Origin of the sequence: Acidovorax sp. M14, assembly GCF_049331375.1 — a bacterium.
In the GTDB taxonomy this organism is placed as follows: Bacteria; Pseudomonadota; Gammaproteobacteria; order Burkholderiales; family Burkholderiaceae_C; genus Acidovorax.
Window position 1 is genome coordinate 3,126,756 of the sequence record NZ_CP186263.1, and the last position, 22,738, is coordinate 3,149,493.

18 protein-coding genes are annotated in these 22,738 nt (G+C 67.1%); 13 read left to right on the top strand and 5 right to left on the bottom strand.

All coding sequences use genetic code 11. From position 1 onward, the window contains the following. Window positions 1-7: 7 nt before the first annotated feature. Window positions 8-3,532 (bottom strand): EAL domain-containing protein, encoded by a 3,525-nt coding sequence (locus ACOYR4_RS14580; RefSeq protein ID WP_422847098.1) that lies wholly within the window; start codon window positions 3,530-3,532, stop codon window positions 8-10. Between the two features lie 267 nt (window positions 3,533-3,799). Between ACOYR4_RS14580 and ACOYR4_RS14585 the strand changes: the two genes are divergently transcribed. The 8 genes from ACOYR4_RS14585 (at window position 3,800) to ACOYR4_RS14620 (ending at window position 10,213) form a co-directional block, all read left to right on the top strand. Then, window positions 3,800-4,300 carry a hypothetical protein gene (locus ACOYR4_RS14585; RefSeq protein ID WP_422847099.1) on the top strand — a complete coding sequence of 167 codons (501 nt, stop codon included), beginning with the start codon at window positions 3,800-3,802 and terminating at the stop codon, window positions 4,298-4,300. A gap of 104 nt (window positions 4,301-4,404) precedes the next feature. Then, entirely contained in the window at window positions 4,405-4,872 is a 468-nt protein-coding gene (locus ACOYR4_RS14590) for a hypothetical protein (RefSeq protein ID WP_422847100.1), read from the top strand. Next, window positions 4,869-6,296, top strand: coding sequence for a TolC family protein (locus ACOYR4_RS14595; protein ID WP_422847101.1), 1,428 nt, complete (start codon window positions 4,869-4,871; stop codon window positions 6,294-6,296). Before ACOYR4_RS14590 ends, ACOYR4_RS14595 begins: the two co-directional genes overlap by 4 nt. Window position 6,297: 1 nt before the next feature. Next, the gene (locus tag ACOYR4_RS14600; RefSeq protein WP_422847102.1) at window positions 6,298-7,680 is read left to right on the top strand and encodes a multicopper oxidase family protein; all 1,383 of its coding nucleotides are present in this window, start codon (window positions 6,298-6,300) and stop codon (window positions 7,678-7,680) included. Window positions 7,681-7,694: 14 nt separating this feature from the next. Then, window positions 7,695-8,201 (top strand): cupredoxin domain-containing protein, encoded by a 507-nt coding sequence (locus ACOYR4_RS14605; protein WP_422847103.1) that lies wholly within the window; start codon window positions 7,695-7,697, stop codon window positions 8,199-8,201. Between the two features lie 16 nt (window positions 8,202-8,217). Beyond that, window positions 8,218-8,757 carry a DUF411 domain-containing protein gene (locus ACOYR4_RS14610; RefSeq protein WP_422847104.1) on the top strand — a complete coding sequence of 180 codons (540 nt, stop codon included), beginning with the start codon at window positions 8,218-8,220 and terminating at the stop codon, window positions 8,755-8,757. Next, window positions 8,754-9,125 (top strand): copper-binding protein, encoded by a 372-nt coding sequence (locus tag ACOYR4_RS14615; RefSeq protein WP_295943636.1) that lies wholly within the window; start codon window positions 8,754-8,756, stop codon window positions 9,123-9,125. The genes ACOYR4_RS14610 and ACOYR4_RS14615 overlap by 4 nt, the downstream gene beginning before the upstream one ends. A 77-nt stretch (window positions 9,126-9,202) precedes the next feature. Beyond that, window positions 9,203-10,213, top strand: coding sequence for a P1 family peptidase (locus ACOYR4_RS14620; protein ID WP_110961188.1), 1,011 nt, complete (start codon window positions 9,203-9,205; stop codon window positions 10,211-10,213). A gap of 83 nt (window positions 10,214-10,296) precedes the next feature. Here ACOYR4_RS14620 and ACOYR4_RS14625 read toward each other — a convergent pair whose 3' ends face one another. Then, on the bottom strand, window positions 10,297-10,818 hold the full coding sequence (locus tag ACOYR4_RS14625; RefSeq protein ID WP_422847105.1) for a GNAT family N-acetyltransferase: 522 nt from the start codon (window positions 10,816-10,818) through the stop codon (window positions 10,297-10,299). 46 nt (window positions 10,819-10,864) lie between these two features. Beyond that, window positions 10,865-12,448 carry an EAL domain-containing protein gene (locus tag ACOYR4_RS14630; protein ID WP_422847106.1) on the bottom strand — a complete coding sequence of 528 codons (1,584 nt, stop codon included), beginning with the start codon at window positions 12,446-12,448 and terminating at the stop codon, window positions 10,865-10,867. Between the two features lie 250 nt (window positions 12,449-12,698). Between ACOYR4_RS14630 and ACOYR4_RS14635 the strand changes: the two genes are divergently transcribed. From ACOYR4_RS14635 to ACOYR4_RS14645, 3 genes are all read left to right on the top strand, one after another. Continuing rightward, window positions 12,699-13,496: a lectin gene (locus ACOYR4_RS14635; protein ID WP_422847107.1), complete on the top strand. Its 798-nt coding sequence runs from the start codon at window positions 12,699-12,701 to the stop codon at window positions 13,494-13,496. 9 nt (window positions 13,497-13,505) lie between these two features. Further along, the gene (locus ACOYR4_RS14640; protein ID WP_422847108.1) at window positions 13,506-14,003 is read left to right on the top strand and encodes an EF-hand domain-containing protein; all 498 of its coding nucleotides are present in this window, start codon (window positions 13,506-13,508) and stop codon (window positions 14,001-14,003) included. Between the two features lie 225 nt (window positions 14,004-14,228). After that, window positions 14,229-15,650: a TAXI family TRAP transporter solute-binding subunit gene (locus ACOYR4_RS14645; RefSeq protein ID WP_422847109.1), complete on the top strand. Its 1,422-nt coding sequence runs from the start codon at window positions 14,229-14,231 to the stop codon at window positions 15,648-15,650. A gap of 77 nt (window positions 15,651-15,727) precedes the next feature. Here the strand turns inward: ACOYR4_RS14645 and ACOYR4_RS14650 are convergent, their stop codons facing one another. After that, window positions 15,728-18,271: a DUF1631 family protein gene (locus ACOYR4_RS14650; RefSeq protein WP_422847110.1), complete on the bottom strand. Its 2,544-nt coding sequence runs from the start codon at window positions 18,269-18,271 to the stop codon at window positions 15,728-15,730. A 59-nt stretch (window positions 18,272-18,330) separates the two neighbouring features. After that, window positions 18,331-19,992, bottom strand: a complete 1,662-nt coding sequence (gene ettA, locus ACOYR4_RS14655) for an energy-dependent translational throttle protein EttA (RefSeq protein ID WP_015014713.1) — start codon at window positions 19,990-19,992, stop codon at window positions 18,331-18,333. Window positions 19,993-20,290: 298 nt separating this feature from the next. Between ettA and ACOYR4_RS14660 the strand changes: the two genes are divergently transcribed. Together ACOYR4_RS14660 and ACOYR4_RS14665 are read left to right on the top strand one after the other, a co-directional pair. Continuing rightward, the gene (locus ACOYR4_RS14660; protein WP_422847111.1) at window positions 20,291-22,078 is read left to right on the top strand and encodes a DEAD/DEAH box helicase; all 1,788 of its coding nucleotides are present in this window, start codon (window positions 20,291-20,293) and stop codon (window positions 22,076-22,078) included. Window positions 22,079-22,220: 142 nt separating this feature from the next. Next, window positions 22,221-22,703, top strand: a complete 483-nt coding sequence (locus ACOYR4_RS14665; RefSeq protein WP_422847112.1) for a nucleoside-diphosphate sugar epimerase — start codon at window positions 22,221-22,223, stop codon at window positions 22,701-22,703. Window positions 22,704-22,738 lie beyond the last annotated feature (35 nt).

The following is a 22,738-nucleotide window of genomic DNA, read 5'->3' on the forward strand; positions in this document are numbered from 1 at the left end:
TGTAGTACTACGACGACACCTGCCAGCCCAGCCCACTGTGCAGCCGCTGCTCCAGCGCCTCGATGGGCACCGGGCGGCTGAACAGGTAGCCCTGCCACAGCGTGCAGCCGTGGCGCTCCAGAAACGCGCGCTGCGCCTCGGTCTCAACCCCCTCGGCAATCACGTCGATGCCCAGGCTCTGCGCCATGCCGATGATGGTCTGCACGATGAGCGCGTCGGTGTGCTGGATGCCGATGTTGCGCACAAAGCTCTGGTCGATCTTGAGTTGGTCCAGCGGCAACCGCGTGAGGTACGACAGCGACGACTGGCCGGTGCCAAAGTCGTCCATCGAAAAGCGCAGGCCCAGCGCGCGCAGCGCGTTCATCTTGGCGATGGTGTCGTCCACGTTGTCCAGCGCCAGGCTCTCCGTCAGCTCCAGCTTCAGGCGGTCAGGCCGCGCCCCGGTCTGGCGCAGCACGGCCACCACCTGCTCCATGAAGTCGGCCTGGCGGAACTGGCGGGCGCTCACGTTCACCGCCAGTTGCAGGTGGGCGGTGGCCGGGTCGTCCTGCCAGCGGCGCAGCTGGGTGCAGGCAGTCTGCAGCACCCACAGGCCGATGGGCAGGATCAGCCCGGTCTCTTCGGCCAGCGGGATGAACTCGAACGGCGGCACCATGCCACGCGCCGGGTGGTTCCAGCGGATCAGCACCTCGGCCCCCACCACATGCTTGCCGCAGCCTACCTGCACCTGGTAGTGCAGCGTGAACTGGCCCTGTTCCAGCGCCGTGCGCAGGTCGTTCTCCAGCGCCGCGCGGGCCGTGACAGCGGCCTGCATGCGCGGGTCAAAAAACCGGATGCCGTTGCGCCCTGCGGTCTTGGCGGCATACATGGCCAAGTCGGCGTGCTTGACCACATCTTCCACCGTCTGCCCCTGGCCGCTGAACAGCACGGCGCCCACACTGGTGGTGCTGTGCACGTGGTGCGATGCGAGCTGGTAGGGCTGGTTGAGCGCGGCCAGAATCTTTTCGCCCACCGCCTGCGCCTGCTCGGCCGCATCGGTGGCAAGGGCGCCCAGGTCTTCCAGCAGCACCAGAAACTCGTCGCCGCCCAACCGCGCGACGGTGTCGCCCTCTCGCACGCAGGCCGTGAGCCGCTGGGCCACCTGCTGCAGCAGCACGTCGCCCATGTCGTGGCCCAGGGTGTCGTTCAGGGTCTTGAAGTGGTCCAGGTCCAGGCACAGCAGGGCCCCTTGCAGGCCCGCGCGCGCACTGGTGGCAAACGCCTGTTGCAGGCGGTCCATCATCAGGCGGCGGTTGGGCAGGTGGGTGAGCGGGTCGTAGAACGCCAGGTGCTCGATCTCCCGCGCCGCCGCCGCGCGCTGGGTGATGTCGCTGAGAGTGGCCACGTAGTGCGTTAGCACCCCGTGCTGGTCCGTGACGGCGGTGATGGCCATGAAGTGCAGGTTCACCTCGCCGCTCTTGCAGCGGTTCCACAGCTCGCCCTTCCACTCGTCGGTGCTGGCCAGGCTGGCCCACATGGCATCAAAAAACGCCTTGTCGTGGTGGCCCGAGGCCAGCAGGCTGGTGCGGCGGCCCACCACCTCATCGGCGCTGTAGCCGGTGATGCGGCTGAACGCGCGGTTGGTGCGCAGGATGAGCGTGTCCGCGTCGGTGACGATCATGCCCTCTTGGGACTCGAACGCAATGGCCGCAATGCGCAGCTCGTTCTCGTCGCGCTTGCGGGCCGAGATGTCCTTGCCCACGCCCCGGTAGCCACAAAACACACCGTCGTCATCAAACACGGGCGTGCCGCTGATGGACACCCAGTACGAGCAGCCCTGCTGGTCGCGGCGCTCGAACTCGAAGTCGCGGAACTCCTGGTGGCGCTCCAGCAGCGCGCGGTGTTCTTCCCACAGCGCATCGCTCATGCCCGGTGCGGCCAGCTCCCAGCGGGTCTTGCCCATGTGCAGCGCGGCCTCCTGCACCAGCCGGTCATCGGCCCGGCCCTCGACATGCGTGAGGCGAAACTGCGCGTCCTGCTCCCAGTACCAGTCGGACGACAGCGCCGTAAGGGTGCGAAAGCGCGCCTCGTTGTCCTCCAGCTTGCGACGCACCCGGTAGGACTCGCTCACGTCGCTGAACACCAGCACCACGCCCACGATCTGCCCCTGCGCGTTGCGAATGGGGGCGGCGCTGTCGGCAATGTGGTACTCGGCGCCATGCCGGGCCAGCAAGGTGGTGTGGTTGCTCAATGCCACCACCTGGCCCCGGTCCATCACCAGCTGCACCGGGTCTATCTGCGGCTCGCGGGTGCCGGTGTTGACGATGTGGAAAACCTCGGGCAAGGGCTGCCCCGTGGCCTGCGCCAGGGGCCAGCCCGTCAGGCGCTCGGCCACCGCGTTCATGCGGGTGACGCGGCCCTGCGCATCGGTGGCGATCACGCCATCGCCGATGGAGTGCAGCGTGATGGCCAGGTTTTCCTCGCTCTGGCGCAGTTCGGCCTCGGCTTTCTGGCGGGTCAGCGCCATGCGGTCAAACCGGCGGCCCAGCTCGGTCAGCTCCTGCAGGCCCGTGGCGGGCACGCGCGACACATAGCGTCCCTCGGCCAGCTCGTCCGTGGCATGCAGCAGGCGCCGCAGGGGCCGCATCACGCCGCGCCGCACCCCCACCTGCGCCACGGCAAAGGACAGCACCAGGCCACCCAGCAAGAACGCCATCTCGGTCCACATGCGGCGGTTGGCTGTGGCGTACAGGTTGTCCAGCGGCACGGCCAGGCTCATGGTGGCCACGGGTTTACCGCCCGCCTCGATGAGTGGCTGGAACACCACCAGCTCAGGGGTGCCATCCGCGCGCGTGCGCTGGCGCTGGCCCTGCGGGGTCTGCAGCACCAGGGCGCGGAACTCGCCATCGGCAAACGGAGCCCCCAGCTCGCTGGCATCGGGCGGGTAGCGCGCCAGCACGCGGCCGTCGGGGTCGGACACGCGGGCCACCGCGCCGTCCGGCAGTCCCAGGTCGGTGAGCCGCAGGCTCCACCACTCCAGCGACACCACCGCCACGGCAGCCGCCACCACGTCTTGCGTGCCCGGCGGAATCACCGGGTAGGCAAAGTTGACACTGGCCACCTGGGCAGCGCGGTCCACCTGGAAGCTGCCCACCGCAAAGTCCCGCCCAGAGATCGTCTGCTGAAAATAAGGGCGGTTGGCCACATTGACAGGCGCCTTCAGCGGCCGCGCATTGCACAGCAGCTCGCCATCCGCACGAGGCACACCAATGTTGACGTAGGTGGTGTTGAGCGACAGCACTTCGGCCAGGTAGCGCCCGCACTGGGGGGCGGCGGGGTCGTGCACCTGCGGCATGGCGGCCAGCTGCTGCAGAAACTGGCGGGTGTTCTGAATCAGCCGTTGCTGGGTACCGGCCACCGACTGAAGGGTCTGTAGCGCGCGCTCTTCAGCGGCAGCGATCGCGTCTGTGCGGTGGGTCCGTGCCTGGTACACCACCAGCAGCACCGCTGGCAGCGTGGCCCACAGCACCAGCCAGCGAATCCGCGCGGACAAGGTGCTCCACATTCCAGCGACCCATGGGGGCATACCGACCTTTCTGTGCAAGAGAAAGACGCTTGGAAACACATTGGCCGGGACCTGCGGAAAAATGGACAGGTGGGAACCGACGTGTTTCGTCACATGGTACTGCCCATGTTCCAAAAAGGCATGCACGATTTGCGCGGGTTTGCCCTCACGGTCCTTGGCCGGTTGCCCCGGCGCGCCGGGCCAGAAAAGGGCGTGCCAGTGGAACCTTGGGCCGCCCCGCCGTATCATTGAAGGATGCGTCGCGGCTTTTTCTTCCTGCTGATGGTGGTGCTGGTCCTTCGGGGCCTGACAGGCACGGCCATGGCGGCGGGCATTGTGGCGCCGCTGCTGCCTGCAGGCCCGGCGCAGCACACTGCGGCGCATCAGCCCATGGCGGAAGGCATGGCCCACGACCACAGCCACCCCCACGATCATTCCGCGACCCTTGCCCAGGCCGAGGGATTGGCACACGCCCACGCCCACCATGATGGTCCGGCGGCCGAGCCCGCCCTCGACCACACTACTGCCAGCCACTCTGCAGCGTGCCAGGACCACGGCGCTGGCTGCCCGACTCACGGCGACCACGACCACCACAGCGCCAGTTGCTCGGCCTGCGAAATCTGCCATTCGGCCATGCTGGGCCTGCCCGCATCGCTGACCCCCGCCCCCCTGCCGGCCGGAGCCCTGCTGCCCCTGGCCTCCGCGCAGTTTGACAGCGCCCCCGCAGCGCTGGCCATCAAACCACCCATCGCCTGATCTCCGACGCCCGAAGTGCGTCTGCCACGGCCTGATTGACCCCGCACCACGGGGCCCATCGGGCGGCAGCGCCGTGTTTTTTCGTTCGTTGTCTGGAGATCGCCATGCGCGCCCCTGCTATTTTTCTCTCCTCGCCGTCGCCCGGGCCATCGTGGCCCATGCGACTGGCTTGTCTCGCCCTGTTGTCGCCCTTGCTGGCGCAAGCCCAGAGCCCATCTGCACCCGACGCTACCCGCGCCGATGCACCCACCGCTCCCCTGCCCTACACGGCCATGCCACCGCAGCCCCCGCTGGTGGACGCCCTGCCCACTCCCCAGGCCTGGCGCCAGGCACACGAGGCCGTGGGCGCGTTCCCGCGCGGCCATGCGGACATCGTGGCCTGGGAGGCGCAGCGCGGTTCCGCACCGCCCCCCGCGCCCGCAGCCTCCGCAGCAGCCCCCATGCCACACCACCAGGGCATGCAACACCGCATGCCCCATGGAAAGCCGCCTGGCACAGCCCATGAGATGCACCACGGCAGCGCAGGGAGTGCCCACCCCGCCCACCACCCCGAACAGAAGGGCAAGCCATGACCAGCACCCACCGCCTTTCCGTGCTGGCTGCCGCCACCCTGCTGGCGGGCTGCGCCAGCGTGTCGTCCGACGGCCTGCGCAGTGATGTCGCAGCGCTGACTGCAGGCCGTACCGCCGGCGTAGCGCAGGCGGCCTTGCCCGCGATGGACCGGAGCGCCCGCGCAAAGGCCCAGCAGTCCATTGATGGCTGGCTTGCCCAGCCCCTGACACAAGACGCCGCCGTGCGCATTGCCCTGCTCAACAACCCCGGCCTGCAAGCCCGGCTGGCCGCACTGAGCGTGGCCGATGCCGAGCGGGTGCAAGCCATCTCGCTGCCCAACCCGCACCTGACCCTGGGGCGTTTCACCAATAGCCAGGAGCGTGAGATCGAACGCACCCTCGCCTTTGGCCTGATGGATCTGATCACCCTGCCCTGGCGCACCCAGCGCGAAGCCGAGCGCCTGCAGATCGCCACGCTGCAAGCCGCACAGGACGTGGTGCAACTGGCCGCAGACACCCGCCGTGCCTGGCTGCGCGCCGTGGCGGCCGAGCAGGTGGCTGCCACGCACGACCGCATGGTCGAAGCCGCCGAGGTAGGAGCCGAGCTGGCGCGCCGCATGGCGCAGGTGGGCAACTGGAGCCGCCTGCAGCAGGCCCGCGAGCAAGCCGTGCTGCACGAGGCCAACAGCCAGCGCGCCCGCGCCCGGCTGGCGGCCGCCACCGCCCGCGAGGACCTGAACCGCCGCCTGGGTGTGTGGGGGGCGCAGGCGCAATACCAGCTGGCACCGCAGCTGCCCCCTCTGCCCGCCACCGCCTTGCCCGCAGACGGTATCGAAGCCACCGCCCTGCGCGAGCGGCTGGATGTGCAGGCCGCGCGCCGCCAGCTCGACACCCAGGCAGTGCGCCAGGGCTGGAGCCGCGCTAGCGCCGTGTTTGGCGACATCGGACTGGCCTACAGCCGCAACACCGCGACCGAGCGAGCCACCGGCAGCAGCGACATCAAGCGCGGCTGGGAGATCGAACTGCCCCTGCCCCTGTTCGACTGGGGCGGCGCAGCCCGTACCCGCGCCCAGGCCGAGGTGGAGCAAAGCGCCGCCCAGCTGCAAGACACCGCCGTGCGCGCCCGCAGCGAGGTGCGTGCCGCCTGGCTCACCTACCGCACCGCCCTGGACCTGGCGCGCCAACAGCAGGCGGAGGTCGTGCCCCTGCGCCAGCTCATCAGCGACGAAACCACGCTGCGCTACAACGGCATGCTGGCCAGCGTGTGGGACATGCTGGCCGAAGCACGCAACAGCACGCAGGCCGTGGCCAACGCCATCGAAGCGCAGCGCGACTTCTGGCTGGCCGAGACCGACCTGCAATTGGCGCTGACGGGTACCTCGCCCGGTGCCCTGCAGGGCCTCACCTCCGGCGCCGCAGCCTCCACCACCCCACAAGGCCATTGACATGAACCGCCGCAATTTCTTTTCTGGCGCCGCCACGGCCGTGGCTGCAGCCTCCGTCAGCCGCGTGGCCCTGGCCGCGCTGCCCGAGCCCGCAATGCAGTCCAGCGCAGACACCGCGCCGCCGCTGCACCCGCCCACGGGCCGGCCCTACAACCCCGTGGTCACCCTGAACGGCTGGACCGCCCCCTGGCGCATGAATGCGGGTGTCAAGGAGTTCCACCTGGTGGCCGAGCCCGTGGTGCGCGAAGTAGCGCCCGGCTTCATGGTCAACATGTGGGGCTACAACGGCCAGAGCCCCGGCCCCACCATCGAGGTGGTCGAAGGTGACCGCGTGCGCATCTTTGTCACCAACCGCCTGCCTGAGCACACCACCATCCACTGGCACGGCCAGCGCCTGCCCAATGGCATGGACGGCGTGGGTGGCCTGACCCAGCCCGCCATCCAGCCGGGCAAGACCTTTGTGTACGAGTTCGTGGCGCGGCGCCCCGGCACCTTCATGTACCACCCGCATGCCGACGAGATGGTGCAGATGGCCATGGGCATGATGGGCCTGTGGATCACCCACCCCAAGGGCAGTCACCCGCAGATCGCCAAGGTCCAGCGCGACTACGCCTTCCTGCTCAACGCCTTCGACGTGGAGCCCGGCAGCATGACCCCCAAGGTCAACACCATGCTGGACCACAACATCTGGTGCTGGAACAGCCGGGTGTTCCCTGCCATCAGCCCGCTCGTGGCGCGGCAGGGCGAGCGCGTGCGTATCCGGGTGGGCAACCTCACCATGACCAACCACCCCATCCACCTGCACGGGCACGAGTTTGAAGTGACCGGCACCGACGGCGGCCCCGTGCCCAAAAGCGCGCGCTGGCCCGAGGTGACCACCGACGTGGCGGTGGGGCAGATGCGGCAGGTGGAGTTCATTGCCGACGAGCCGGGTGACTGGGCCCTGCACTGCCACAAGAGCCACCACACCATGGGCGCCATGGGGCACGCCGTGCCCACCATGATCGGCGTGGACCATCGCGGACTGGTGGGCAAGATCCAGAAGATCGTGCCCGACTACATGGTGATGGGCGAGCGCGGCATGGCCGACATGGGTGCCATGGAGATGCCGCTGCCCGACAACACCTTCCCGATGATGACCGGCACCGGCCCCTTTGGCCCGCTGGAGATGGGCGGCATGTTCACCACCCTCAAGGTGCGTGCCGATCAGCCCGCAGGCAGCTACGCCGACCCCGGCGACTACAGGCAGCCACGCGGCACCCAGGCCTTTGAATGGCAAGGCGCGCCAGCTGCCACGCCCCGCCCTGCACGTACCGACACCCCGGGTACGGCCCCGGGCGCCGCCAATGCGCGCAAGCCAGCTGCCAGCGGCCACCAACATTGACGCTACCAATCACCATGAACACTATCAAATTCATAGCTACCTGGGCAATATGCACTAGCGCATTCGGCACTTTTTCTGCCTATGGGCATGAAAACATGCCCCACCGAACCACCACAGCCCCCATGGTCAAAGAGCAAAAGGACTGGGGCATTGCAGGCGATGCCCAGCAGGTGCGCCGCACCATCACCGTGCGCATGGGCGACGACATGCGGTTCAGCCCCCGCCACATCGAGGTGCGGGAGGGAGACACCGTGCGGCTGCGTGCCGAGAACCAAGGCAAGGTGCTGCACGAGATCGTGATCGGCACCAAGGCCGAGCTGGACCAGCACGCGGAGCTGATGAAAAAACACCCCGGCATGGAGCACGACGAGCCCTACATGGCCCATGTGGCGGCGGGCAAGAAGGGCGACATCGTGTGGCACTTCAACCGCGCAGGCAGCTTTGACTTTGCCTGCCTCATCCCCGGCCACTACCAGGCCGGCATGACCGGCACCATCACCGTGCTGCCCCGCAACCCCTAATGCCAGGAGAAACACCATGCCCCTCCAACGTCACCGTTCCCCATACACCCCAGCCAGTCCGGCCCGCCGCCAATGGCTCACCACCACCCTGCCCGTGCTGGGCGCGGGGTTGGCCGTCGCTTTGCTGCCGGTTGGGTCCCGCGCCGCCAACACCACCACCACCACGCCGCTGGAAGTGTGGAAAGACCCCAACTGCGGCTGCTGCCAGGACTGGGTGGACCACATGCAAGCCAACGGCTTTGCCGTGAAGGTGCATGCCACTGGCAACAACGCCGTGCGCGCCCGTCTGGGCCTGCCGCCAAAGCTGGGGTCGTGCCACACCGCGCTGGTGGGCGGCTACCTGGTGGAAGGCCACGTGCCCGCCAGCGATGTGCGCAAGCTGCTCCAGCAAAAGCCCAAGGCCCTGGGCCTGGCCGTACCGGGCATGCCCGTGGGATCGCCAGGCATGGACGGCGCCGTGTATGGCGACCGGCGCGACCCGTACGACGTGCTGCTGGTGGCCCACGACGGCAGCACGCGCATCTTCAACAGCTACAACAAAAAGGCATCCACATGACCCAGCACTTCTTCTCCATCCCGCTGGCTGCCGCCCTGCTCGTCCTGGTTGCAGGGCCCGCCCTGGCGCAGGCGCCCGCAGGGGCTGCCGCAGACAGCCACAGCAGCCACCACCCCGCCGCCACCGCACCGTCCGCGCCACCGGCGGATCTGAGCGAAGGCGAAATCACCCGCTGGGACCCGCGCACCCTGCGCCTCACCCTCAAGCACGGCGAGATCAAGAACCTGGAGATGCCGCCCATGACCATGGTGTTCCGCGTGGCCGACGCCAGCGTGGTGGGCGATCTGAAACCCGGTGACAAGGTGCGTTTTCGGGCCGAGCAGATCAGCGGCGCATACCACGTCCAGCGGATCGAGAAAGCGCCCTGAAGCGACTCCACGCGCAGCGCCAGGGCCCTGATGCTGCGCAACTGTCGGACGGCGCATGGGCACCATAATCAACGGCCATGAGTTCCTCCAACACACTGGCTGGCGACGCTGGCAGCATCACCCGCGTGGCCGGCATCGAGGTCGGCCACTTCACCGAAACCCGCCGCCCCACGGGCTGCACCGTCATCATCACCCGCGAGGGCGCCGTGGCCGGGGTGGATGTGCGGGGTGCCGCCCCCGGCACGCGCGAGACGGATTTGCTCCACCCCTCCAACCTGGTGGACAAGGTGCACGCCATCATGCTTGCAGGCGGCAGCGCCTGGGGGCTGGACGCCGCCACCGGCGCCGTGCGCTGGCTCGAAGAGCGCGGCGTGGGCTTTGATGTGGCCGTGGGCCGCCTGCCCATCGTGCCTGCCGCCGTGCTGTTCGATCTGCTGGTGGGCGACATGCGCATCCGCCCCGATGCGGCAGCGGGCTACGCGGCGTGCGAGGCAGCCTCCACCGCCGACCCGGCCGAAGGCAACGTGGGCGCGGGCACCGGCGCGGCGCTGGGCAAGATCTTCGGCATCCAGCGCGCCATGAAGGGCGGCATCGGCACCGCCTCGGTCACCGTGGACGGGGTCACAGTGGGCGCGCTCATCGCCTGCAATGCGCTGGGCGACGTGATCGACCCGGACACCGCCCAAGTGATTGCCGGAGCCCGTACCGACGACGGCCTGCGCCTGCGCGACACACGCCGCGCCTTGCTGCGCGGCGACCCGCCCCAGCCCCTGCTGGCGGGCACCAACACCACCATCGGCGTGGTCGCCACCGACGCCGTGATCACCAAGGTGCAGGCCCACCGCCTGGCCGTGGCCGCGCACGACGGGCTGGCGCGCAGCATCAACCCCGTGCACACCATGTCCGACGGCGACACCCTCTTCAGCCTGGGCACGGGCCGCAGCGGCAAGAGCCTGGGCATGATGGTGCTGGCCACCATGGCAGCCGAGGCCACGGCCATCGCCACGGCGCGGGCAGCACGCGCTGCGCGCGCGATCACCACAGCCGAGGGGTTGTACCTGCCATCGGCGGCGGAACTGGGCCGATAAGCTATCCACCGCATGGGGGCGATGCGATAAGGTTCGCCGGACGCCTGCGCAGTCGCCCTGCCGCGAGCAACGCCCTGGGAGATTCAACGGGCTGTGCCCGTCGCGCCCACCAGCTTGTCCATGCCCTCACGCTCCAGCCGGTAGCTGAGTCGGTCAGCCACCCGGGTCGCGCCCAGCCCCTCATAAAACGCCCGCCCGCGGTGGTTGCCGGCCTTCACATTCCAGTCCATGCGGGCGCACCCATGCTCCAGCGCATAGCGTGCGACCCATGCCATGAGCGCGTGCCCCACACCCGCATTGCGGGCCTGCTCACCCACATAGAGCTCTTTCACCTGGCATTGCCCGCTGCTGTGCGGGTGTGGGTCCACCAGGGAGTGCTGCAGCACGATGGCGGCCAGGCCAACCACCGGGCCGTCTGCACGCACCGCCACCACCAGGCGCAGCGGTGAGGTCTCGGACAGCAGCCGCTCCCGCAGATGGACCCGGATTTGTTCGCGCGCGGGTGCTGGCTGCGGGTCGTCGGGCGCGCGATAGTAAGCATGGAGTTCGCACAATAGGTCTACCAGGGACTCGTGCTGGGCTGGGGCGAGCAGTGCAATGTGCATGCCCCGTATTCTGCAAGTAGCCTGAGCTTGAAAGCCTGTACCCCGGCTACATCCCCGCTGCATCCGCCGGGGTGGCACGGCCGCTTGCACGCAACCCGGCCAGCAGATCCCCCAGGGGCATGGCGCGGGCAAACTTCCAGCCCTGGGCCTGGCGCACACCCCGTGCGAGCAGGAAGTCCACTTGGTCCTGCGTCTCGACGCCCTCGGCAATCAGCGCCAGTTGAAGGGTGTGGGCCATTTCGATGATGTGGGTAGTCACCGGGCTGATGGCGGCCTGTGCACCGATGCTGGCGATGAAAATGCGGTCGATCTTGAGGGTGTCGATGTCAATGGACTCCAGCATCGACAGGCTGGAGTAGCCCGTGCCAAAGTCATCCAGCGCAATGGACGCACCGATCTGCCGCGCCGCCTGCAGCGCGGGCCGCGCGGCTTCTATATCCACCAGCCCCCGTTCGGTGACTTCCAGCATCAGCGCGCCTGCCGGAAACTCCATGGCGCTGAAGCGCCGCTGCAAGTACTGCACGGGCCCATCGGCTACCAGGTCCTGGGGCGACAGGTTCAGGCTCACATGAAAACCCGGGCGGGCCTTCAGCATCTCGGGCAGGTCCGCCAGCACCATGTCGATCACGTACCGCGTGATGTGCGCAATCACCCCAGCCCTCTCGGCCTCGGCAATGAATTCATCGGGTGGCACCAGGGTGCCGTTGCGGCGACGCCAGCGCAGCAGCGCCTCGGCCCCCACCCACTGGCCGGTTTGCAGGTCCACGATGGGCTGGTAGAGCACAAAAAATTCACGCCGTCGCAAGGCCGCCCGCAGCCGGACGCGCGGCGACAGCTGCCACCGGGTGAGCACCGCCACCCCCAGCGCAAACAGGGCACTGGCGAACAGACCCAAGGGTGCCAGGATCAGCGCCTGGGTCTTCAGCCCTTCGTGGGCCAACGCCTTGGGAGCCGCCGCAACTGCCGCGATGTTGTTGTCCTTCGACACTCGAAAGACGATGTAGTGGGTTTCGCTTTTCACCACGCTGTTCACATCGGGTGTGTAGAGATCCAGCCACTGGGTGTCCAGCGGCCCCTTGGAGCGGATCAGGGCTTTTGGCGTGCTAATCAGAAGCCCCAACGCCACATCTGCATGCAGCACAGGCATGTCGATGACGATGCCCGGGTGAATGATCACCGCATGGCCGTTGCGCGCGTAGATGTTGAAAGGCTGCTCCGGGGCAAAGGGCAAGCGGGCGCCAATCCAGCTGGAAATGCCCGTCGAGGTGACCATGTGGTTACCGGTGAGCGGCACCACTTCATGGCCCGCCGTGAGGGTGCTGCAGACCAAAGCCCCGTCCTTCACCGACCCCATGCCTTGCAGATAGAACGAGGTACCCACCAGCTGCTGCATGCGCGTGAGGCTGGCCTGGCTGCAAGCGGGGTGCGGATCGCCGTCCAGATCGTTGAGCGCAGCCACCAGTTGCTGGCGCGAGGCCACACCGCGCCGCAGCACCTCATCGGCCAACGAGGTCAGGTAAGCGATCTGGTCATCCTTGGCCTTGCGATGAGCCACCCACAGGGATGCTGCTATGGGAATCAGCGCCGCCAACAGCAGTGGGATGGAGGCAACGACATAGAAGCGTTTCATCGAGCACGGCGGTGGATGGGGGAAAACACAGGCAGATGACGGTCTGCCCCGGCACCTCCCCATCATGCCGTAACAGGTACCGCCACTCCAGCGGGATTTCTACCGCTCGCGTTGTTGTGGCGCTGCCGACACCCCATCATGAGGGGGGCTGGCCGTCCTATGATGCAGCGGGTGGGATGTGCCCAAAGGTTGGGCCCGGCCACCCCACCCTATCCCCATGGCCCCGGATCGGAACAAGGAGAGTCAACCCATGAGAGACCATACGTTTCAGAAACGTGCATGGCTGCTGTGCCTGCCCTTGCTCGTGGGCACGCCGCCCGCACTGGCGCAGGACCAGCTGGTGGATTTGCAGTCCAGCGGCGGCTACACCTCCTACCGCCTGGCGGACGATGTGACCCAGGTGGATCTGGTGGAACAAACCCAGGGAGCGTGCCGCTTCAACCGCACCTGGGGCTACGACCTTACCAACCGCGAGCTGTGGACCAACGGTGGTTGCGGTGGTCGCTTCAAGATTATGCGGACCTATGCCTCCGGCAACAACAGCGGCTCCAATGCCGGGGCGGCGGTAGCGGCCGTGGCCGCCATTGCGGGCATTGCCCTGTTGGCCAACCACAACCGTCACGACGACGACCGGCGCCCCGAGTACCCGGGCTACCCCGGCCAGGGCGGCGACTGGGGGCGCGAGATCCGCGTGGACGGCCGCCTGTGCCTCGATGTGCGGGGTGGCAAGTTCCAGCCTGGCACCACCTTGCAGGTGTACGAATGCAACGGCACGGCATCACAGCGTTTTGCGGTGGGGCGCGGGGGCGAGATCCGCGTACGCGACCTGTGCGTGGATGTGGACCGTGGCGACCCACGGGATGGCGCTCGGGTGGTGCTGTGGTCCTGCTCAGGTTCGCGCAGCCAGAGCTGGTTCACCCGGGGTGGGCAGATCGTGAGCCAGCTCACCGGCAAATGCCTGGATGTGGACGCCGGCCAGGTCCGCCCCGGGGCGCACACGATGGTGTGGCCCTGCAACCGCAGCCCCAGCCAACGCTGGTGGTGGTAAGGAGCCCCCATGCAAAAAAATCTTCAACGGATCTCTGCAAGCGCCTGCTCCCTCGTGCTGGCACTGGCGGCCCACACAGCCAACGCAGCCGACACGGCGGTATCGTCGCCCACCACGCCACCCCGCCCTGCCAAGGCCCACAAACCGGTGACCTCAACCCTCACCCACAGGCTGCAAGCCATCTGCTCGGCGGCCGACCTCAACCACGACGGCAACGTGTCGCTGGACGAGTTTCACCAGGACATCGTGCAGGGCTGGCACAGCTTGAGCCCCGATGCAGAGGGTTACGTCCATCTCGCCCACCTCAGCCAATTGCCCCGCATCGGCAAAGGCCAGCTGAGGCGGCTGGCTGCAGCTGACAAGGATGGGGACGGAAGGCTGTCGTTCACCGAGGTGGTGCAGGCTCGCATGGCCTACTTCGAAGCGGCAGATGTGGACCAGAACGATATGCTCTCGCTGCAGGAATGCATGGCCTACGAGCGCCAGCGCAGGCGCTTGCCGCAGTAGAAGGCTACGCTGGCGAATTCAACGCCCCAGGTATTCCAGGCCGGGGTAACTCCTGGAGCGTGAAGACAAGTGCGGATACGTGGCGCTGTAGCTCCTGCCCAGATAATCCACCGGCTTGCTGATTGCGTAACAGGGCTCCGGAACGAACCCTGTTGCGCTGGCGGGTCATCCCGGTTGGCCGAAGCGCCACTTTCGCCCTGTTTTCGCTCCGTTGGTCCATCCCCCATGCCCCAGGCCTTTCGCAACACCTTTCTCACCCTGCGCGATCTGATTGTGTCGGCGGGCCCCCTCGCCTTCCTGGCGGTCGGGCTGCTGGTGCTGGCCTATTGGTGGCTCAACCCCAATCCGCCCAAGACGGTGACTCTGGCCACCGGCCCCGCCCAAAGTGCCTATGAAGAGTTTGGCAAGCGCTACCAGAAGGCACTGGCTGTCGACGGGATTGATGTGGTACTGCTGCCCAGCGAGGGCTCGTCGCACAACCTGCAGCTGCTGAGGGACGGCCAGGCTGACGTGGCCTTTGTGCAGGGCGGTACGGCTGAGCTGCAGCCCGATGACCCGGACAACCTCGTGTCCCTGGGCAGCCTGTTTGTGGAGCCGCTGTGGCTTTTCTACCGCACCGACGCAGCAGAGCGCATGCACAACGCCCCCCGGCTTGATAGCCTGCGGCAGCTGCGCGGCTGGCGGGTCAATGTGGGGTCGGAGGGCAGCGGCGTTCCCACGCTGATCGAGCGCCTGTTGCAGGCCAACAAGGTGGAGCCGGTGTCGGTCAAGCTGTCGAGGCTGGAGCAGACGCCTGCCACGGTGGATTTCCTCGCCGGCCGGCTGGATGCCCTGGTGTTTGCCTCGGCGCCCGAATCGCTGATGGTGCAGATGCTGCTGCAGACTCCCGGTGTGCAACTGCTGGACTTTGCGCAGCACGAGGCCTACGCGCGGCGGTTTCCGTTCCTCACCCCCGTGACGCTGCCACGCGGCGTGGTGGACCTTGCGGCCAACGTGCCCCAGCGCGATGTCCGGCTCGTGGCCACCACCACGTCCCTGCTGGCGCGCGACGGCACACACCCCGCCCTGCTCACCCTGTTTGCCCAGAACGCCCAAAAGCTGCACAGCGGCGCAGGCTGGTTCAACCGGGCGCGTGAGTTCCCCAACACGCGCGGCAGCGAGCTGCCGATTGCCAAGGAGGGCGACCGGGCCATGAATGAGCCGGTGCCCATGCTGCAACGCTACCTGCCGTTCTGGCTGGCCAACCTGATCGAGCGTATGTGGCTGGTGCTGGGCATCTTGCTGGCCATCATGCTGCCGCTGTCGCGCATCGTCCCGCCGCTTTACCAGTTCCGGGTGCGGTCACGGGTGTTCCGCTGGTATGGCCGCCTGCGTGAGATCGAGAACGACCTGGAGATGGGCAAGAGCGACCCTGCAACCCTGCTGCGCACCCTGGACAACCTGGAAGCCCAGGCCGAAAAGGTGAGCGTGCCTTTGTCGTATGCGGACGAGCTGTATGCCCTGCGCAACCACATCCACCTGGTGCGCAAAAAACTGCTGCGCGCGTCGGAGGGGGCTGGAGGATCGACCGACTACAGCACTCCGGGCGAGGGGATGACTGAAAACAGCATGAAGGGAACAGGGAGCGCAGCAGGAACTGGGCATTGACCCAGGCTTCAGTGGCCAGTGGCACAAGGCCGCTGGCAGCACTCAAAGAGCCACCCGCAGCGCAGGTGTCTTTCCGCTCAGCGATTCTTGGGGGTCTTGGCACCCGAAGCCGGGGCCAGAGGCGCGGACTTGGACAGCGGCGCCATTCGGGAGCTGGAGCCCGTACGACCCTCAGACGACTTGCGGTCTGCCCCACCCGTCTCCGCAACGCCCGAAGCGCGGGCCGCCGGCTTGGCGGCTTTGGGAAGCTGGGCCGGTACCACGCGCAGAGAGCCTTCAGCCGCCAGCTTGTCGCGCATGCGGCGGGTCATGGACTGGGTGCTGGCATCGGGCGCAGTGAACAGAAACAGGGTGCCATGCGGGCTGGCCCACGTAAGCTGGGTGCGCACCACCCGGCCATTGGTCACCAGTTCCACCCACGCCCCGATGACAAAGTCAGCATAAGGGTCCGGCGTGTCCAACGGAGCCTGGGCGCTGTCCTGCGGGGCAGGAGCAGCAGCGGACGCCTCGGGCGGTTCGGCCAGTTCTGCCACCTCGGAGACCGCTTCGGGCTCGGGCGCAGGGGCCGGTGCGGGGGCAGCATGCGCCGGCTTTTCAAAAGCAGCCTGGTGCAACGCCACCAGCCGCTGCAAGAAAGCGCTGGTCTGCACCGCCGGGTAATTGATGGTCTTGAGCCCCTTGCGCAGTTTGGCCAGCAGGCCAGGGATGGCCTCATTGAGGCGGTCCGTCTCCTGGCGGGTGAGGTCCGGCTGCGCCGTCCACAGCAGCACCGGGACCAGCGCCAGATAACCGCTGGGGTCATCGTCCTGGCTATCGTCACCGCGCATCACCTGCGCCAGCGCCACCACGTCAGCCCAGGGGCCCGCCGCAAAATCCAGCACGTCCGACGGCACTTTGTCCACATCGGGCAGTTTGCGGATATCGGCTGCGATCTTCTCGGCCAGCAGTTCGCGCTGCTCGGCCTGCAATTTGGCTTTCTGTTCGGCCTCCTGATGGGCCTTGATCTTTTGTTCCTGGGTGTCCCAGGCCGACTGCAGCGCCTTGAGCACGGTATCGAAGGGCCCCGCATCCTTGACCTCATGGGCGGACAGGTGGCCCACCGCCTCCGTCACCAGCCGCATGAAACGACTGAAACCAGGCTCCGTCTCTGCAGTGAATGCCAGGCTGCGTTGCGTCAGCTCGTCCAGCAGGCGGCGCGCGGGGTGATTGCTGTCGGTAAAAAACCGTCCGTCGTGGTGCACCAGTTGCTTGAGCGCGGGCTCCAGGCTCTTGACCGCCTGCTGCACGGGAGGCAACAAGCGGGCGTCCTGCGCGATGTTGGCCATCATGCGCCCCACCACCTCCACCGCCATGGCGGTGGACTGGGTTGCGGCCTCCATTGGCACGGCGGCATAGACCACCGGTGCCACGCCAGGCCCCCGCCAGCCGGCCAAAGGCACGGGCAAGGACCCGGGCTGGCTGACTGTGCCGCCCCCTGCCAGTCGGCCCACCAGCCGCTCCAGCTGGGCCATGTCTTCAATCGCTTCAGCAGCCGCACCCGACGGGTAGTAGCCCCCGGCCAGCGATGACTGGGCGCTGACGGCTCCCGCACGGGGGTCCACCCAACCCGGCTGACCCGCACCGCTGGGCACCACCACCGCCTGAGCCGGCACGGCTCCATAGACCGGAGGAGGGGCAAAGGGATCGCCCCCCGCCAGCATCTGACGCAGGATGCCGACGGTGAGCAGCGCCTCTTCGGCAGCATCCACAGGCATGGGCACCATGGCACCTTGCTGCGACTCGCCGCTCCAGCCCGTGCTGGGGCCCATGCCACGCCCGTAGCCGGTGTTGCCATAGTCGCCCATGGGCGCATTCATCGAAGGGCCGTAGCCCGAATAACCGCCCCCGTACCCCGTGCCGGGGCCACCGTAGCCAGACCCGCCGTAACCGGTGCCCGGGCCTGCGCCGCGTCCGCCGCCCGCAGGCGTGCCGAGCACCGCGTAGCCCACCGGCTGCACGCCATGCTCGCGCAGGCTCTGGGCGGTTTTTTTGTATTCCTCGGCCAGCAGTTTGCCCAACAGGTCGCGCATGTGCTGCATCCACAGCTGGCGGACCTCTGCGGAAACGCCGGTCTCACCCACCACCTGCTGCAGCGCGCGGATGTAGCTCTCGGGCCGCAGCGGATTGCGTTCAGGCTGCACACTGCGCAAACCTTGGGCAGCGCTCACCAGGGTGTTGAGTTCTGCCAGCACGGCGTCCGTGGCATGGAGCGCAGACTGCTGGGCCTTGGATAGCTCCACCTGGGCCTGCATCTCGCTTTCGTCCATGAGCGAAAGCTCGCCAAAGTCCATGCCGGTGTCGTCGGCCGAACTGCGTCCTTTAGCGACTGCAGGGCCTTCGGCAAAGATTTCGAGCAGGGCCATGGGATAGCCCTTGACCAGCGCTGCTTCATGCTCGTTGAGCAGGCGCAGCGCATCGCTGAGCAAATTGCGCTGCTGGATGTTGCGGCTAGCCGACTCCTCGCTGGTCAAGGCACTCTGGGTGACCTTGACGAGCTGCCCCATCAGTGCCTCGCCCCGGCGAACGGCGTTGACAACGCAGGCGCGGAAAACGGTTCTCAGACGCGATGCGGGCAGGGACATGGTGGGAGGGAGGAATCGGGCAAGAGGTTTCCAGATGCAATCCTACTTGACCTCGGCCTTTATTTGAGGGCCTTGAAACGCATCCGCTTGGGCTTTGCGCCCTCTTCACCGAGTCGCTTCTTCTTGTCGGCCTCGTACTCCTGGTAATTGCCGTCAAAGAACGTCCACTGGCTGTCACCTTCGGCGGCCAGGATGTGCGTGGCAATACGGTCCAGGAACCAGCGATCGTGGCTGATAACCAACACTGTGCCCGCGTATTCAAGCAAAGCGTCTTCCAGCGCGCGCAGGGTTTCCACGTCCAGGTCGTTCGAAGGCTCGTCCAGCAGCAGCACATTGCCGCCCGCAATCAGCGTCTTGGCCAGGTGCAGTCGGCCGCGCTCACCGCCCGACAGCATGCCCACCTTCTTTTGCTGGTCGCCGCCGTTGAAGTTGAAGCGCCCCGCATAGGCGCGGCTGGCCATGGTGAACTTGCCGATGTTGATCATGTCCAGGCCGCCGGAGATGTCTTCCCACACGGTCTTGTCGTCCGACAGGGCATCACGGTGCTGGTCCACAAAGGCCATCTTCACGGTCGAGCCGATCACGACTTCGCCGCTGTCTGGCTGTTCGCGGCCCGCAATGAGCTTGAACAGGGTCGATTTACCGGCGCCATTGGGGCCGATGATGCCGACGATGGCGCCGGCCGGAATGTTCATGGACAGGTTGTCGATGAGCACGCGGTCACCAAACGACTTGGTGACATTCTTGAACTCGATGACCTGTGTGCCCAGGCGCTCGGCCACAGGAATGAAGATTTCCTGCGTTTCGTTGCGCTTTTGGTATTCGTAGTCACTCAGTTCCTCGAAGCGTGCGATACGCGCCTTGCTCTTGGCCTGGCGGCCCTTGGCGTTCTGGCGGACCCACTCCAGTTCCTTCTTCAGGGCCTTGGCACGGGCCTCTTCGCCCTTTTGCTCGGACTCCAGGCGGGCCTGCTTCTGGTCCAGCCAGGTGCTGTAGTTGCCCTTGTAGGGGATGCCGTAGCCCCGGTCCAGTTCCAGAATCCACTCGGCGGCGTTGTCCAGGAAGTAGCGATCGTGGGTGATAGCCACCACGGTGCCGGGGAAACGGTGCAGAAACTGCTCCAGCCAGTCGACCGACTCGGCGTCCAAGTGGTTGGTGGGCTCGTCCAGCAGCAGCATGTCGGGCTTGGACAGCAGCAGGCGGCACAGTGCGATGCGGCGCTTTTCGCCCCCCGACAGCAGGCCGACCTTGGCATCCCATGGGGGCAGGCGCAGTGCGTCGGCCGCGATTTCGAGCTGGTGCTCGGAGTCTGTGCCGGCGGTGGCGATGATGGCTTCCAGGCGGGCCTGCTCCGCAGCGAGGGCGTCAAAGTCGGCATCGGGCTCGGCGTAGGCGGCATACACCTCTTCGAGCTTGGCCTTGGCGGCAAACACTTCGCCCATGGCCTCTTCCACGCTTTCGCGCACCGTGTGCTCGTTGTTGAGCTGCGGCTCTTGGGGCAGGTAGCCGATCTTGATGCCCGGCATCGGGATGGCCTCGCCCTCGATCTCCTTGTCCACGCCCGCCATGATCTTCAGCAGCGTGGATTTGCCCGAGCCGTTCAGGCCCAGCACGCCGATCTTGGCGCCCGGGAAAAAGCTCAGGGAGATATCCTTCAAGATCTGCCGCTTGGGCGGCACGGTCTTGGAGACGCGATTCATCGAATAAACGTATTGGGCCATGGAGGGTTCTAGCTTGCGAAAGTGGGCAGGAAGTCTGCATCCGAGCGTGTTTGGAGGACCATTTGGAGCAATCCAAAAGGACGCCGAACGCGCTCTCAAACCTTGGATTATCGGTCCATGCGACAATACCCCCGTTGTGGGCTCCAGTTGCCCGCCACATCAGCACACTGCTGGGGACGAAGGAAGCCACGCTTCCGGGCTCCCAATCCTGAACCTCATCAGCCTGAGACTGGCTCGGCAACCTCCCGGTTGCACGACAGGCGGATACCCAGCGCCCCGGACGGGCGCATCCAATGACATGACATTTGACGAACTGAACCTGGCTCCTGCCATCCTGAAGGCCGTGCACGAAACGGGCTATGAAACCCCCACGCCCATTCAGGCCCAGGCCATTCCCGCTGTTCTGGAAGGCCACGACCTTCTGGCCGGCGCGCAGACTGGCACCGGCAAGACCGCCGCGTTCACCCTGCCCATGCTGCACCGCCTCTCGCAAGGCACTGCACCCAAGAACAAGTTTGGCGGCAAGGGCATCCGCGCCCTGGTACTGACGCCCACCCGCGAACTCGCCGCCCAGGTCGAAGAATCTGTGCGCGAATACGGCAAGTACCTGGACATCAACTCCACGGTGGTCTTCGGCGGCGTGGGCATGAACCCGCAGATCGACCGCATCAAGCGTGGCGTGGACATCCTGGTGGCCACCCCCGGCCGCCTGCTGGACCTGCAGCAACAGGGCTTCCTGGACCTGTCCACGGTGGAAGTGCTGGTGCTGGACGAAGCCGACCGCATGCTGGACATGGGTTTCATCCACGACGTGAAGAAGGTGTTGGCCCTGGTGCCCAATGACAAGCAAAGTCTGCTGTTCTCGGCCACTTTCAGCGATGAGATCCGCGAGCTGGCCAACACCCTGCTCAAGACCCCCCAGAGCATTCAGGTCACCCCGCGCAACACCACGGTGCAACGCATCTCGCAGGTGATCCACCCCGTGGGCCGCGGCAAGAAAAAGCAGGTGCTGCTGCACATCATCCAGCAGCACAACTGGAGCCAGGTGCTGGTGTTCACGCGCACCAAGTTCGGCGCCAACAACGTGGCCGAGTTCCTGACCAAGAACGGTGTACAGGCCATGGCACTGCACGGCAACAAGAGCCAGAGCGCCCGTACGCAGGCCTTGGCAGGCTTCAAGAGCGGCGAGATCCGCGCCCTGGTGGCCACCGATATCGCTGCGCGCGGCATCGACATTGATGACCTGCCGCACGTCGTCAACTACGAAATCCCCAACGTCCCTGAAGACTACGTGCACCGCATCGGCCGCACGGGCCGCGCAGGCGCCACGGGTGAAGCCGTGAGCCTGGTCTGCATGGACGAGGAAGGCTTCATGATGGACATCGAGCGCTTCACCAAGCAGCAGATCCCCGTGCAAGTCATCGAAGGCTTTGGCCCCGAGCCTGGTGAAAAGGCCGAGCCCATCGCCATGGGTCGCCAGACCATCTGGGGCGGCGCTGGCAAGCCCCCGAGCCGCGACGTGATGCAGGCTGCCGCCAAGGCCGCCCGTACCGAAATGATGGAACGCATCCGCACCAACAAGGCCAGCCAAGGCGGCGGCCAGGGTGGCGGCGGCGAGCGCGGCCCTCGTGCCGGCAATGGCGGCGGTGGCCGCTCCGGCGGCGGCGCGCCCCGCAACGCCCAGGGCCCGGCCGGCGGCGGCCGTGGCGGACAAGGTGGTGGTCGCGGCGGCCCACGTGACGGCGCATCCCAGGCACCAGCACGCAGCCGGGGCCCACGCCCAGAGGGCGGTGGCGGCCATCGCTACGATGACGCACAACCCCCCCGTGCCAATGCGCACCTGGGCACCCACCTGGGTCACAGCAATCCAGGCCATCGCAGCTCGGGCCATGGTGCGGGCGGTCAGCCCGACCCCATGCGCACCAGCGTGGACAGCATGGCTGAACGCGGTCGCCGTGGTGGTGGCGGTGGGTATCGCAACTCTGGAGGTGGTGGCTATGGCGGCGGATCAGGCGCGGGTAGCGGTGGTGGCCGGGGCAACGGGTCTCGTGGGCCAGGCGGTCCTCGCGGCTCTTTTAACCGCTGAGTCACGCAAGGCGCCTTCTGCCCCCGCAGCGGGCGCGCCCGAGACCTCGGGCACGACAGTCCATGTGCTGCATGCCAAGGGGCGGCGAGCCCCCGCGCTGGCCCATCCCCGCCTGCAACTGCATGCGGTGGATTTTGCGGCGATGTCTGCTTTGCCCCCGGTGGATGACGTCTACATCACCCTGGGCACCACCATGGCTGCAGCAGGCAGCCAAAGCGCGTTCCGGGCGGTGGACTATGACGCCGTGATGGCCACGGCCCGCGCTGCGCGTGCGGCCGGCGCGACCCGTTGCGGAGTTGTCACCGCCATGGGAGCCAACGCGCAGTCGCGCATTTTTTACAACCGCGTCAAAGGCGAGGTGGAGCGCGACCTGCAGCAACTGGGTTTCGAGACCCTGGTCATCGCGCGCCCCTCCCTGCTCATGGGCGAGCGCCGGGCGCTGCAGCAGGCCCACCGGCCCGCTGAGTCGCTGTCGCTCAAGCTGTTTCAGCGGCTGAACCCCCTCCTGCCCGCCAACTACCGCGCCCGCCCGGGCGCCGATGTGGCCCGGGCGCTGGTCCATGCCGTACAGTCGGGCCGGCCCGGCCTGCAAGTGCTGTCCGGCCGTGCGCTGCAGCCTCGCTGACAGGCGGCTGCAGCCCATGTGACCACAACGACGCT